Raw genomic sequence first — 12,371 nt, 5'->3', positions numbered from 1 at the left:
AAACCTCTAGGATCGTGGAAACCACTGGAAGGAATCCGTTATGCTTACCTGTATAATTCGCTACCATATCGACCCGACAAAGAAGGCCCAGTACGAGGAATACGCCCGAAACTGGGGCCAGGCGATCCCACGCTGCGGTGCCGATCTGATCGGCTACTACGCGCCCCACGAGGGGTCATCGACCCTCGCTTATGGCATCTACAATGTGGCAAGCCTAGCTGACTACGAAGCCTATCGCGCGCGTCTCGCCGCCGATCCACTCGGGCGCAAAAACTACGAATTCGCTAAGAACGAGAAGTTCTTGCTCCGCGAGGATCGAACCTGGCTCAAGCTCGTCTCTGCACCGCACGGAGACAGCACATGATCGCAGTGATCTTCGAAGTTGAACCGGCAGAGGGCCGAAAGGATGACTATTTCGACATCGCCGCCGAGATGCGCCCAATGCTCGATGAGATCGACGGATTCATTTCCGTGGAGCGGTTCCAAAGCCTCACCGACCCGCGCAAAATTCTGTCCCTATCTTTCTTCGAGGATGAAGACACAATAGCCCGCTGGCGCAACCTCAACGCTCATCGAGGCGCGCAGGCAAAAGGGCGTAGTGGGATTTTCGACCACTACCGCTTGCGGATCGCCAGCGTGATCCGGGACTACGGCATGTTCGACCGGGCACAGGCGCCGACTGATAGCCGAAAGGCACACACAGCATGAGATCGGCCAACTTACGGACAGAACTGCCACTGTTGGCCCTTCTGGCGTTGCTCTGGGGATCATCCTATCTCTTCATCAAAGTGGCCGTAGCGGAGACTCCTCCTGTCACACTGATCGCGCTCCGCGTGCTGGGCGCGGCCCTCTTCCTGCTTCTGGTGATGGGCGCACGATCCGAAAAGTTGCCGCGCGATGCCCGCACTTGGCGGATGCTTTTGTTGCAATCCGTGCTCAACAGCATCGGAGCTTGGACCGTTCTCGCCTGGGGGCAACAATACGTCGAGACCGGCCTTGCCAGTGTGCTGAACTCGACCTCCCCAATTTTCGTTTTTCTCATAACCGGGCTCGTCACGCGGCACGAAGCGCTCGGTGGGCGAAAATTGGCCGGGGCGGTTCTCGGTCTCGTCGGTGTCGCGTTAATCGTCGGCGTGGATGTCCTGCGCGGTCTCGGTGATCAGGTCGCCGAGCAAATCGCCTGCCTCATCGGGGCCGCGCTTTACGCTGGTGCGGCGATCTATGGCAAGCGCTTTGGCCATATCAGCGCCGTCACCACAGCCACCGGCACGATGATCTGGGCTTCGGTTGTTCTAGTGCCTCTTGCGCTCTTGCTGGATCGACCGTGGACGTTGGCTCCAAGCCTAACGGCTATGGCCGCAACGGCGATCTTGTCAATCCTCTGCACCGGGGTTGCGCTCCTGATCTACTTCCGGCTGTTGCGCACACTCGGTTCCATGGGGGTTGCGAGCCAAAGCTATCTGCGGGCAGGCATTGGCGTTATCCTTGGCCTCGTGTTCCTAGGCGAGACATTCACGCTCCCGGTGGCGGTAGGGCTCTGTGCGTCAATAGCGGGAGTCGCATTGATCAACTGGCCCGCAAAAGGGAAAACCGGACCTTCGCTGCGGTCTGACAGATGATCAGGTGGGGCTCTCCTGACACCTTCGCCGCGTTCTACAACAAGGGCTGGTCTGTTATGGATCGACTTTCACTGCATGGCGCATAAACTGGGACGACGCGGGACCAGCGGGACTATTACTGCGGTTGCGCGAATGGCCGCTTTTGAAATGTCTGACTGCGCACAAGCGCTAGACTAAGGGGGTGACCTTCGCCTCAAGGGTGACGCGCTTACTGGGCGTTCTGTGGCAAACCATCGCCAATCTGATAGTAGTCACCTTTCTCCGAGACAAAGATATGCATCGACAACGAGGTTTGGGTTGGCCCATCAAAGAGGCCCATCGCAATCGCTGTCCAGTCGTGGTGGATCGGGTCCCAGAACAGCGTCGACCCGCAGGTAACACAGAAACCTCTCCGAACCTTCTCGGACGAACGGTACCAGAGGACCGCCTCCTCACCCTCGATCTTTAGCGCCGAGCGTGGAACATCCAGCGAAGCTCCGAAGTGACCTGTTTGCTTTCGACACGCGAAGCAATGGCAGGCATTCGGCTGCGGAAGATCGCCTTCGACTGTGATCCGAACCGCACCGCACAAGCAGGACCCTCTATGCATCGGTCCGCTCCACCACTTCTTCAGCGCGCGTCCGGCGGCGCGGTCCGAGCGCACGGATGAGCGCCTTGGCATCGGCGGGCGGTTCTTTTTCGATCCGTCGATAGTCTGAACCATCTTTACGGCGCGATAGAAGCTCACAGCAAATCATGGTCCGCCGAAGCGTGGCTGGATCGTTGAACAAGTGTTCTTCATTTAAGCGCTCATTGATTTCTTGCTCTTTCATGGGGCGGCCAGTTGGCAGCGTTGCCCACAGTGCCCAAAGAGTAAGTGTCTGGATACTGCGCTTGGAAGGCCATCGTTTGAGACGAGCCAAGTTATCGAATTGATGCAAAGCACGCTCAACTGTTCGGGCGTCGGCAGGAATTTCCTGCGATACGCGCTCCAGTCTTTGCTCCGCTGCATATGCAGAGCGCATATGCTGCACATTCTGGTAGCCTGCCGCTCGCGCGGCCATATTCATGAGCGTCAGGTGCGATGGGCCCGCGTCACCCAACTGTTCTGAGAGGGCACGCACAAAAGTCGTCAAGTCGTCCGCTCGAAGCGGCAAAGGAGTCTTCGGCATAGTTCATCCACGGCGAGCGCCAGTCGCTATCATCGGTCGCTGGCTTTATGACGCGGCGCTCATATCAGAGTGAATAGATGCGATGCCGTTGGTCAGGATGGCAGGTTTAGCTCTTCCAAAGGAGCAGCGACGCCTCGGTGTCTGCCGACCGTGATGATACGAATAGCTTATGGTAGCAAGATAGACAAGCTGGTCGGCCAATGGGCAGAATGACGATCTGTCATAGATGGCATTGGCCTCGCTAGATTCTCGATTTTAGAATGAAAACCTGTCATTCGTCTACATCGCAGCATCCGGCAGAATGGGCTCCCCTGACACCTTCGCCGCGATCTGCAGCAAGGGCCGTTCTGGAATGGATCGGCTTTCGCCGCGCGCCGCATGAACTGGCAAGACGCGGACAAAGTGAGCTTTAGTTAAAAACACACGAAAGTCCGTTTCGATGCGACTGCCCTGCACAAAATGTTGGACCAAAATGATCGCTATAAACTCATCTCTCTCGCCAAAAACGGCTCGGGGCTGTCCGTTTCTTCCAGACCCTTATCTGTGATCAGCCAAAACCGATTGCCGACATTTCGCAAGAAGCTGCGGTCGTGACTAACAAGCAAACATGAAGCGCCGTGTGTGATCAATTCATCCTCAAGCGCCTCTTGCCCTTCAATGTCAAGATGGTTCGTCGGCTCATCAAGCAAATAGAAATTCGGATTTTTGAGCCGCAGTATCAGCATTGCCAAGCGCGCCTTTTGCCCCCCGGACAGCGCACCGATTTTGGTGTCTTGCATCTGTATGTTCACACCCGCGCCTGCCAAAACGCCACGCGCACGTTGATCACCAATGTCAAACTGCCCCGTAACAGCAACCATCGGTGTGTCGCTGTCCGAAAGCTGGCTCAGATGCTGGTCTGAATAGGCTGGCACTACCGAAGGGGCACATTTGACCGTCCCATCATTCCCTGAGAGTGCGCTTTGCACCATCTTTACCAATCGGGTTTTGCCGGTGCCGTTGGCCCCCAAAAGCACGATGCGGTCTCCGGGCAAAATCCACTTCCGCCCGGTCTTGTACAACAAGCGACCGTCTGGTGTTTCGACCTTTGCGTCATCCAAAGTGACCAGAGCTTTGGCATGAGTTCCGCTGTTCACCAGTCTGATATCACCGGCGCTGCGTTCGTGGTGGGCAGGTTTGGCACCCGCCTCAATCTGCGCCGCGCGATCATTTAGCTGTTTGGTCTTGGTCACCAGAAGATCAGACCCCGAGTTGATGCCGATGTTTTTCAGCTTCGCCGCCTGCTTGCGCAGCTGCTGCGCTTTGTTCAAGTCATTGGCAAAACGCCGTTGGTCAGCAGCATCCGCTTCATCAAGCGCCACCCGCGCTGCCGAAAATGGGAGTGAAAAAACACGTGACCTTTTCGCGCGCAAAAACAGAGTTTTGTTGGTGGTCGCGTCAAGAAATGCTCGATCATGAGACGTCACCACGACGGGCACCTCACGTGGCAAGGCAGACAGCCAATTCTGAAGCAAACCTATACGATGCAAATCCAAATGATTGGTTGGTTCATCCAGCAATAGGATGTCTGGCTCCTGACTCCAGGCGGCAGCCAACAATGCAGTCCTTTGCCATCCGCCGCTCAATTCGTTGAGCAGACGATGCTGCAACTCATACGGAACACTCAGATCACCAAGCACAACGTCTACACGCCAGCTTTCGTATTCTGCCTGCTCGGCAGGAAGGGCGCCAAGCACCCACTCATAGAGCGTTTTGGTATAAGCGCGTTCCGGCACATATTGGGTCACATATCCCACCCGCAAACCGCGCGCCCGGACGATACTCCCGTTGGTCTGTTCGGATTGACCGGCGATGCATTCCAAAAGTGTTGTCTTGCCGCGCCCATTTGCGGCAACCAATCCCATACGATCACCCTTGGAAATTGTCAGGTTCAGTTCATCGAAAAGGACGTTGCCACGGATTACGCTTAAAGCGTTGATGTTCATCACAGTCATCGGAGTCTCTGCACATAGAAAGAGGTGCCGCGGTGCGGCTTAGGGCAGACCGATAGAAGGGTTGTTTCTCGGGCCCGCCCTGCAAACGCATTTACAGGGCGAAACGGGGACCATGCTGAAGTCGGCGGATGATACGCATGTTCAGCTTGTGCCCTCCCGTTGTAGATTGTGACTGTGTGCTCAGACTTTAAAAAACAATTCCCGTCTCAGCAAGCGGCTCGATGAGAAAAGCAGACCTTTGCCGCATTGCCAAAAATTGTAGGTGTGGGCTCAGGGCGGTCATTGAGCAGTTTCGATTGGTTTGAACAGCGAGAACGACTGCAAAGCGGACGATGTTGCCTTACGTAGGCTAAGCCCGAAGGTCTGCTATCCACCGGGAGATGGGTTCGGCGAAGTCAATGAAGCGCGGTTGCCAGCCAACAGTTGACCGTAATTTCCGCGCTGACATCTGTTGATCGAGGGTCGGGCCTTTCGCCCAGGCACCATTCTCTTTCACGACATCATCTACAGAGTGGATGATCGGTTCTGCTGGAGACCTGTAGGCTCCGGATATCTCGGAAGTGATCTTGCCTACAGTGACGCCTTCCTCGGCAACTGCATTGAAATACCCCACAAGGTCAGAGCGTTCCACGAGGTCGCAATAAGCTCGGGCCAAATCAGAGCTTTCGATCAGCGGCCAACGTGTCGCCCTACTTCCCCAGATTTCAATTCTTTGACCAGTCTTCGCAGCGGACAAAAAGCGGTGAAACACGCCACCGTCACGCATGTCATACACCATTGCCGGATGGACAACAGCCGTGCGCAAATTAGGGGCGCCCAGGAGCATCTGGGCATGCGTAACCATCCAAGAAAACGAGGGCAGTGGATCAAATGGCCGATCTTCCAGTGCGATCTCATCGCCAGTTTCGCCGTAGAGCCAGCATCCCCCAGTATAGATCAGGCGGGTCGGGTCGCTTTTTGTTTCCGCCGCCAGCGCCAAGGCCTTCATCGCTTTGGCGTCCACATCTCCCATATCTTTACCAAACGTCGCAGCAGCTTGAATGATCGCATCGGATGAGACAGCTGCATTTGTCCAACTGTCCGGTTCCGTAAGATTGCCTCTGAAAGGTTTCGCGCCAGCGGACATGAGTAGTCCGTCAGACTTTTCCGAACGGCTTAAAGCCAAGACTTGATGGTTTCGGCGCACCAGTTCCGCAACAACAGCAGTTCCGATTGTACCTGTGCCGCCCAATATGAATACCTGCATCAATCGTCCTCCAATTTGAGACAAATCGAACGTCTACAACCTCAACCTAAGTTGAGATCAAGCACTAATTCTACAGAAACGGACCTTCGAACACTCTGCAGCATTCGGCACTTTGGGCTCAGAGCGGCCTTGTGGCGCTGCAGCGCCCGATTTTCAGTGGCTTGTGACAGCTATGCAGACTTAGTTGCCCTTGAAGCGGAACGCTACGTGGTGGCTACTTCTAGTATTTCTATGCGATTTCCGAACGGATCGCTTACATATATTCGCTTGATGTCGGGTAGATCAATGTCGGGTCGAAACTCAATACATGCCGCCTTAAAAAGTGCGACTGCATTCTCCAGTGAACCAACCCTAAAGCCCGGATGAGCTTTCCTTGCAGGTGCAAAAGGCTCTTCTACCCCTAGATGCAAGCGCACATTTTGACTTTCAAACCAAACACCTCCGCGACCGCTCAATTCGTTCGGTTTTTCAACTTCAAAAAACCCCAATACGCCAGAATAGAAATCGCGGGCGTCGTCTTCTTTACCAATGGGCATAGCAATTTGGATATGATGCAGTTCTTCAATCATCCTGACCGATCTTCCGACTTACACAGGCCACAATATTCAGTACACCGTCGTATGCAATATCAAATTGCAAATCGCAATGCCGTCGATTTGGGCGCTCCAGGCACCTTTGCAGCGATCTGCATCAAGAGCCGGTCTGGGTTGGATCGATTTTACCTGTGCGTCGCATGAACCGTTAAGACGCGGGTTTTACTGCCGTTCGCTGCGCTATGCTAGAAAGTCCGTGGCCTAAGGAGATAGGTTGAAACTGTTACGCATCCTCCAGCGAGGCGATGAATGCATCGAACGCTTCCCAGTTATAGCGGAGCTCGTTCGAACGCAGTTCGTCGATCGACAGACCTCCATGCGGCAGTTGCCGTTGGACGCGTCCAGATAAAACCGCGTCTAGGGCACGATACCAACGCACGAGCGATTCTTGGAGGCGGACGTGAAGGTTGAACCGCGTCCGAACTCTTGTCTTATCTCTATCACTTTGCCTGCGAGCCGTATCAGGGTCGATAATCTTCACTAAGTACGCGTCCGCGAAGCCGATCCTTCTATCTCGGATAGCTTCGCGTGTCGTTTGAGTCTGCAACTCCCACTGGGCGCGCTCGCCAGCGCCAGCTTGGAACAGCGTCCATGAGTAGTGAAGCTTTAGTGGATCGGTGTCACATACCGCAAGTCCCCGAGCAGCTTCCATCGCCAGGGCGTCGCGCCACCGCTTCACGTTCCAGTCGGTCCAGTAGCGTGCGGTCGCCAGACCTTGCGCCGGTTGGTTGCCGCGATCGGATGGAAAGGTTTCGGGGATCAAGTGCTCGCCAGCGTGGCTCCGGCACCAAGTCGTCTTGCCTGCCGCGCTTATACCCTCCACCACAACGATCATGTTCGCTCCCGTTCCTCCCGACGCCCCGCCAAAGTTCAAGCTCTGCATGCCAGAATTCGAGCCTACGGCGATCCCGATTCGAGTCTGTGTCACTATATTTTTTGGGCACCTTACTCAAATCCGGAACTACCGTAAGAGCCATTCGATTCGGGACAAAACACGTTTTCATCCCTGAACGAGATCGGTTTCTCCTGTTTTGCACCATTCAGGGATCTTCGAACATCGCATCAGAGTGTTTTCAACTCACAGAGCCGCCGATGCCTCCGTTATATTTCGACAATAATTCAAGGTAGAATCCCGATTTAGTTCGTTATTTCAAAGCGTTGCGTGTTCGTCAACGCAACTTGCTGATTTCTCAATTGCCTTACAAATCCGGCGGTCTTAGGTGATCGGACATCGCCAGCGAGGCACAAGCGAACTGGCTAACAGAATTCACTTCCCGATAAGATGCGCAGCGCTCTTATCCATATCCAAATAGGAGCTTAAAATGAGCACAGGAACACAAAACATCGTCTTTGGAAGCAACGAAGGCAACAACGTCAACTCCGGCACCCAAAGCGTAAATTTCGGTGACGCGTCGGGCAACACCGGCACCCAGTCCGTCACTTTCGGTGACGCGGAAGGTAACACCGGCACTCAGTCGGTCACCTTCGGTGATGACAATTTCAGCTTCAACACTGGCGACCAGAATGCGAACTTCGGCGGTGGTGACGATGATTTCAACGTGAACACCGGTGACCAGAGCGTGAACTTTGGTGGCACCAATGATGGTGATCAGAGCATCAACTTCCAGGGCTTCAACGATGGCGACCAGAGCTTTGATTTCGGCTCCTTCGACTTTGACGCTTTCTGGGACTTCTTTGGCTGATCAACCCACGGTCTAACAGCCTACTTGAAACGATGGGGCGGGCTGGATGTAGCTCGCCCCTTCTTTTTGGGCGCTCAGCGTAAGCTGGAGCAAGAATACCTGACCTGGGGACGTCCCAAAGAAATGAGGATTGCAACCATGCATTTGGCCTGGTTAGAGGATTTTATTGCAATAGCGGAAACTGGGTATTTCGGCCAATCCGCAGACAAGCGCCTGATTACAAAATCAGCGCTGTCTCGGCGCATAAAATCTCTTGAGGGCTGGGCAGGGGTGGAGTTGCTGGATCGTTCTGAACACCCGATCAGGCTGACTTCCGCGGGAGAGCAATTTGTCCTCGTGGCAGAGCAGGTCGTGTGTCTTCTGGAAAGAGGAAAAATATAGTTGGACAACTCTTTGGCAATTCTGGCAACCGGTGGCACTCTCGAAAAGGTGCATAACGAGTTTGAAGAAGCACTTTCCTTTCCAAGCTCCGGTGAAAATCAGGTCGAGAAAGTTCTCAAAGTTGGCAGATGTTATTTTCCGGTAGTCCGGCAAATCTGTCAGAAAGATAGCCTCGATTTCACCGAGGAAGACCGGCAAGACATCCTCAAGGCCATCAGCGAGCAAACTGAGACGCGCATTGTGATCACCCACGGGACCAGCACGATGGAGGAAACCGCAAGATACCTGGATGGGAAGACCCGCGGCAAGACCATCGTGCTGACCGGGGCCATGCGCCCTTTCTCGTTGGGCAATTCGGACGCTGATTTCAATCTCGGCGGTTCAATTGTTGCTGCGCAAACCTTGCCCGCGGGAATCTATGGCGTCATGAACGGATGCGTTTTTAACGCCCAGGATCTTGAAAAGAACCAGAAGGCCGGACGCTTCGATGTGTGAACAGCTTCTTAATGCTTACCTGTTAAATGCGGCAGGTCTGGCCAGAAACGGCACTCGTGGAATAGGAACCTGAATGTCCCGTCCAGTTGATCTCTCATCCGGTCGCCGGGAACTGAGGACCGCTCTGTTCAGATGGCGTGGTGCGTTTTTCGGCGTGGCGCTGTTCAGTTCTGCGGTCAATATCCTCATGCTGACCGGGCCGATGTTCATGTTGCAGGTCTATGACCGGGTGATTGCAAGCGGATCATCGGCAACGCTTCTGGTGCTGTTCTCCATCGTCGTATTCCTCTATGGCCTACTTGGCTTGCTGGATCATGTCCGCGGCAGGATGCTGGCACGGATCGGAGCAGGGTTTTTCGAGGCTCTGTCTGACCGCGTGTTTCGCGCCGTGTTGCGTCAGGCAGAGATGCCAGGCTATCGCAATGCGCCGGCGATCGGGTTGCGCGACCTGTCATCTGTCCAATCAACCCTGGCTGCCCCCAACACGGGTGCTGTGTTTGACCTGCCCTGGACGCCTCTCTTTGTCCTGATCCTTTTTCTGTTTCACCCATGGCTCGGATATTTTGCGATTGTCGGCGTATTACTTGTGTTCGGCCTTGCACTACTGAACCAATGGCGCACACGGGCGGCGCAGTCTGAGGCCGCGCGGATGTCTCGAATGGCCGAGACAAGTTCGGACACAACACGCCGGTCAATTGAAACAGTCGTCGGCCTTGGTATGGCTGCGCCACTCAGGGCGAACTGGCAAACTGCGCAGGATGCGGCCATAGCGGCTAGCATGAAAGCATCGGACACCGGTGGTGCGCTTGCTGCCACAACAAAGGCCATTCGACTGCTCTTACAATCAGCCATCCTTGGTTTGGGGGCATATCTTGTGCTGCTTGACCAGCTCACGCCGGGCGCGATGATTGCCGGGTCGATCCTTTTGGGCCGCGCACTGGCACCTGTTGAACAGACTATGGGGCAATGGCCCGCGATCCAGCGCGCATCTCGGGCATGGACGTCTTTGGCGGAGCTTCTCAGCCGCATTCCACCGGCGAAAGAAAAGACGGCCCTGCCAAACCCGAAAGCGCGTCTGGCTGTCAAAGATCTCGCAGTCGTGCCGCCGGGTGGAAATGCGCCCACCTTGCAAGGGGTAAGCTTTTCAGCAGAACCCGGAGACAGTATCGCGGTCATCGGTCCATCGGGCTCCGGCAAGTCAAGTCTTGCGCGGGCGCTGGTGGGGCTCTGGCCCGCCGCACGCGGCGAAGTTCGCCTCGATGGCGCGGAGTTGTCTCAGTATGACCGGGATCGCCTCGGCCGTTATCTGGGTTATCTGCCACAGGATGCGGTTCTGTTCCCCGGCACTATTGCGCAGAACGTGGCAAGGTTCGATCCAGATGCGACCGCTAACGACGTTGTGGCTGCCGCGCGGCTCGCAGCGGCCCATGACCTTATTCTGGCGCTGCCCGATGGGTACGACACTGAATTGACAGATGGCTCATCTCGCTTGTCCGGCGGGCAACGACAGCGCATCGGCCTTGCGCGTGCCTTTTATGATAATCCGGTCTTGCTCGTGCTCGATGAGCCCAACGCCAACCTCGATGAAGAAGGGGCCAAGGCGCTGAACCATGCCATTGGTCAGGCACGCGATGCGGGCAAAATCACTCTTGTGATGTCACATCGCCCGGCAGCTTTGCTGGAATGCAACAAGGTGCTTTTTCTCGACAAAGGCCGGATGCGTGGCTTTGGCCCTCGCGACGAAATGCTGGAACGTTTCGTCAAGAACCGTCCGGCTATTGTGGCTGCGCAAACCAGCGATCCCGCACAGAGCAACGGAGGATAAACACCATGTCTGATTGGTCTCCTCGCGGATACTTGCTGCGCGGCCTGATTGTGATGGGCTTGGGGTTTGGTGGTATCGCAGTCTGGTCAGGTCTGACTGAGGTTTCAGGTGCGGTCGTGGCATCCGGGCAGGTGGGTGTCGAAGCGCGCCAGCAAGCGATCCAACACCGGACCGGCGGTCTCATCACAGCTTTGCATGTCAGAGAAGGGGACGGCATCGCAGCAGGCGACGCCATCCTGACACTCGATGACACAGAACTTCAGGCGCAACGCGCGCTCACCCGCCGTGAGCTATTGGAAAGCGTCGCCCGACTTGATCGTTTGAGTTCAGAGCTGCGACAGGCCCAAGAAGTCACGTTCCGAGACGGGTTAGAGGAACTGTTCGGCGATCTTCCAGGCTTTTTGCAAGTACTGAATGACGAAGCGGCCCTGTTTGCCGCGCGTCGGTTGACGCTGACCCAAACAAACGCGCAACTCCTCGAAAGACAGACCCAAACCGAGGCCATCATACGGGGCCGGACAACACAGCTCGAGGCCGCACGGCGTCGATTGGACCTTCTGCAAAGCGACCTGGGCACTCAGGAGAACCTGCTTGAGCGTGGTCTGACGGACGCCCGCCGCGTCAGCGAGCTTCGCCGTGGGGTCGCACAGTTGGAAGGTGAGATCGGTGAACTGGAAGCCGGCATTGCCGAGGCGCGCAGCGGGATCGCTGGTTTTGAGGTTGAACGCCTGACGCAAGAAGCCGCTTTTCTTGAAGCTGCGCAAGCAGAACTGCGAGATATTCAGCCAGGAGCAGCGGAGTTGCGCGAGCGGCTGCGCGTGATCGAGACGGATATTGCGAGGCTCGTGCTTCGCGCCCCAATGTCCGGACGGATCTTTGATCTACGCGCCAATACCGTAGGTGGTGTGGCACCGGCTGGCACCGAACTGGCCTACGTTGTTCCTGACGATGTGCCGCTGACCCTGACAGTCGAGGTTGATCCCAGTGAAATCGACAGGGTGTTTGTCGGTCAGTCGGCCACAATCACGTTTCCGAATTTCGATACGAATTTGACACCGGAGCTAGACGGGCAGGTGAGCCGTGTCTCGGCTGATGCGCTGGTCGATGAAGCGACAAGTCGGCGCTACTATACGGCCGAACTCACCCTTAACGACGGTTTTGATGCTATCATTGATGGGCAAGAACTCCGCCCCGGTATGCCAGTCAGCGCGTTCCTGCAAACAGATGCCAGAACGCCGGCGTCTTTCCTGCTCAAACCGATCCGTGACTATTGGCAATACGCAATGAGAGAAGAGTGACGCAGGATCCATATTCTCTGCTATGAGTTCATGAAAAGACCCGACTAAGACTGGTCGCGAACTTTT

Annotated in this window: 14 protein-coding genes; 8 read left to right on the top strand and 6 right to left on the bottom strand. The window is 55.6% G+C overall.

Annotated features, from left to right (window positions below):
- Window positions 1–40 precede the first annotated feature (40 nt).
- Genes ACR0J1_RS16520 through ACR0J1_RS16510 form a run of 3 tightly spaced genes read left to right on the top strand, consistent with a single transcriptional unit; the run spans window position 41 to window position 1,619 of the window.
- Window positions 41–364, top strand: coding sequence for an NIPSNAP family protein (locus ACR0J1_RS16520; RefSeq protein WP_480733573.1), 324 nt, complete (start codon window positions 41–43; stop codon window positions 362–364).
- The gene (locus ACR0J1_RS16515) at window positions 361–708 is read left to right on the top strand and encodes an antibiotic biosynthesis monooxygenase family protein (protein ID WP_480733574.1); all 348 of its coding nucleotides are present in this window, start codon (window positions 361–363) and stop codon (window positions 706–708) included. The genes ACR0J1_RS16520 and ACR0J1_RS16515 overlap by 4 nt, the downstream gene beginning before the upstream one ends.
- The gene (locus tag ACR0J1_RS16510; RefSeq protein ID WP_480733575.1) at window positions 705–1,619 is read left to right on the top strand and encodes a DMT family transporter; all 915 of its coding nucleotides are present in this window, start codon (window positions 705–707) and stop codon (window positions 1,617–1,619) included. The genes ACR0J1_RS16515 and ACR0J1_RS16510 overlap by 4 nt, the downstream gene beginning before the upstream one ends.
- A 208-nt stretch (window positions 1,620–1,827) precedes the next feature.
- On the opposite strand, the gene ACR0J1_RS16505 is transcribed toward ACR0J1_RS16510, so the two are convergent.
- From ACR0J1_RS16505 to ACR0J1_RS16480, 6 genes are all read right to left on the bottom strand, one after another.
- Window positions 1,828–2,208, bottom strand: a complete 381-nt coding sequence (locus ACR0J1_RS16505; protein ID WP_480733576.1) for a GFA family protein — start codon at window positions 2,206–2,208, stop codon at window positions 1,828–1,830.
- Window positions 2,201–2,770: a DUF2087 domain-containing protein gene (locus tag ACR0J1_RS16500; protein ID WP_480733577.1), complete on the bottom strand. Its 570-nt coding sequence runs from the start codon at window positions 2,768–2,770 to the stop codon at window positions 2,201–2,203. Before ACR0J1_RS16500 ends, ACR0J1_RS16505 begins: the two co-directional genes overlap by 8 nt.
- A 479-nt stretch (window positions 2,771–3,249) precedes the next feature.
- Window positions 3,250–4,764 carry an ABC-F family ATP-binding cassette domain-containing protein gene (locus ACR0J1_RS16495; RefSeq protein ID WP_480733579.1) on the bottom strand — a complete coding sequence of 505 codons (1,515 nt, stop codon included), beginning with the start codon at window positions 4,762–4,764 and terminating at the stop codon, window positions 3,250–3,252.
- 349 nt (window positions 4,765–5,113) lie between these two features.
- Window positions 5,114–6,010 carry an NAD-dependent epimerase/dehydratase family protein gene (locus ACR0J1_RS16490; RefSeq protein ID WP_480733685.1) on the bottom strand — a complete coding sequence of 299 codons (897 nt, stop codon included), beginning with the start codon at window positions 6,008–6,010 and terminating at the stop codon, window positions 5,114–5,116.
- Window positions 6,011–6,213: 203 nt separating this feature from the next.
- The gene (locus ACR0J1_RS16485; protein ID WP_480733580.1) at window positions 6,214–6,579 is read right to left on the bottom strand and encodes a VOC family protein; all 366 of its coding nucleotides are present in this window, start codon (window positions 6,577–6,579) and stop codon (window positions 6,214–6,216) included.
- A gap of 247 nt (window positions 6,580–6,826) precedes the next feature.
- Complete coding sequence (locus tag ACR0J1_RS16480; RefSeq protein WP_480733581.1) at window positions 6,827–7,438, bottom strand: hypothetical protein; 612 nt, start codon at window positions 7,436–7,438, stop codon at window positions 6,827–6,829.
- Between the two features lie 487 nt (window positions 7,439–7,925).
- Between ACR0J1_RS16480 and ACR0J1_RS16475 the strand changes: the two genes are divergently transcribed.
- From ACR0J1_RS16475 to ACR0J1_RS16455, 5 genes are all read left to right on the top strand, one after another.
- Window positions 7,926–8,306 carry a hypothetical protein gene (locus tag ACR0J1_RS16475; protein WP_480733582.1) on the top strand — a complete coding sequence of 127 codons (381 nt, stop codon included), beginning with the start codon at window positions 7,926–7,928 and terminating at the stop codon, window positions 8,304–8,306.
- A 24-nt stretch (window positions 8,307–8,330) separates the two neighbouring features.
- The gene (locus tag ACR0J1_RS16470) at window positions 8,331–8,687 is read left to right on the top strand and encodes a LysR family transcriptional regulator (protein WP_480733583.1); all 357 of its coding nucleotides are present in this window, start codon (window positions 8,331–8,333) and stop codon (window positions 8,685–8,687) included.
- Window positions 8,688–9,182 (top strand): asparaginase domain-containing protein, encoded by a 495-nt coding sequence (locus ACR0J1_RS16465; protein ID WP_480733584.1) that lies wholly within the window; start codon window positions 8,688–8,690, stop codon window positions 9,180–9,182. It abuts the gene before it with no gap.
- A gap of 73 nt (window positions 9,183–9,255) precedes the next feature.
- Window positions 9,256–11,007, top strand: a complete 1,752-nt coding sequence (locus ACR0J1_RS16460) for a type I secretion system permease/ATPase (RefSeq protein WP_480733585.1) — start codon at window positions 9,256–9,258, stop codon at window positions 11,005–11,007.
- A 5-nt stretch (window positions 11,008–11,012) separates the two neighbouring features.
- Window positions 11,013–12,305: an HlyD family type I secretion periplasmic adaptor subunit gene (locus ACR0J1_RS16455; RefSeq protein ID WP_480733586.1), complete on the top strand. Its 1,293-nt coding sequence runs from the start codon at window positions 11,013–11,015 to the stop codon at window positions 12,303–12,305.
- The last annotated feature ends 66 nt before the right edge of the window (window positions 12,306–12,371 follow it).

The organism is Ruegeria sp. CJ3 (assembly GCF_056536725.1).
This window is presented reverse-complemented; position numbering and strand designations above follow the sequence as displayed.

Coding starts and splice junctions, on each gene's coding strand:
- ACR0J1_RS16520 (WP_480733573.1), top strand. CDS start 41: ATGCTTACCTGTATAATTCGCTACCATATCGACCCGACAAAGAAGGCC.
- ACR0J1_RS16515 (WP_480733574.1), top strand. CDS start 361: ATGATCGCAGTGATCTTCGAAGTTGAACCGGCAGAGGGCCGAAAGGAT.
- ACR0J1_RS16510 (WP_480733575.1), top strand. CDS start 705: ATGAGATCGGCCAACTTACGGACAGAACTGCCACTGTTGGCCCTTCTG.
- ACR0J1_RS16505 (WP_480733576.1), bottom strand. CDS start 2,208: ATGCATAGAGGGTCCTGCTTGTGCGGTGCGGTTCGGATCACAGTCGAA.
- ACR0J1_RS16500 (WP_480733577.1), bottom strand. CDS start 2,770: ATGCCGAAGACTCCTTTGCCGCTTCGAGCGGACGACTTGACGACTTTT.
- ACR0J1_RS16495 (WP_480733579.1), bottom strand. CDS start 4,764: ATGACTGTGATGAACATCAACGCTTTAAGCGTAATCCGTGGCAACGTC.
- ACR0J1_RS16490 (WP_480733685.1), bottom strand. CDS start 6,010: ATGCAGGTATTCATATTGGGCGGCACAGGTACAATCGGAACTGCTGTT.
- ACR0J1_RS16485 (WP_480733580.1), bottom strand. CDS start 6,579: ATGATTGAAGAACTGCATCATATCCAAATTGCTATGCCCATTGGTAAA.
- ACR0J1_RS16480 (WP_480733581.1), bottom strand. CDS start 7,438: ATGATCGTTGTGGTGGAGGGTATAAGCGCGGCAGGCAAGACGACTTGG.
- ACR0J1_RS16475 (WP_480733582.1), top strand. CDS start 7,926: ATGAGCACAGGAACACAAAACATCGTCTTTGGAAGCAACGAAGGCAAC.
- ACR0J1_RS16460 (WP_480733585.1), top strand. CDS start 9,256: ATGTCCCGTCCAGTTGATCTCTCATCCGGTCGCCGGGAACTGAGGACC.
- ACR0J1_RS16455 (WP_480733586.1), top strand. CDS start 11,013: ATGTCTGATTGGTCTCCTCGCGGATACTTGCTGCGCGGCCTGATTGTG.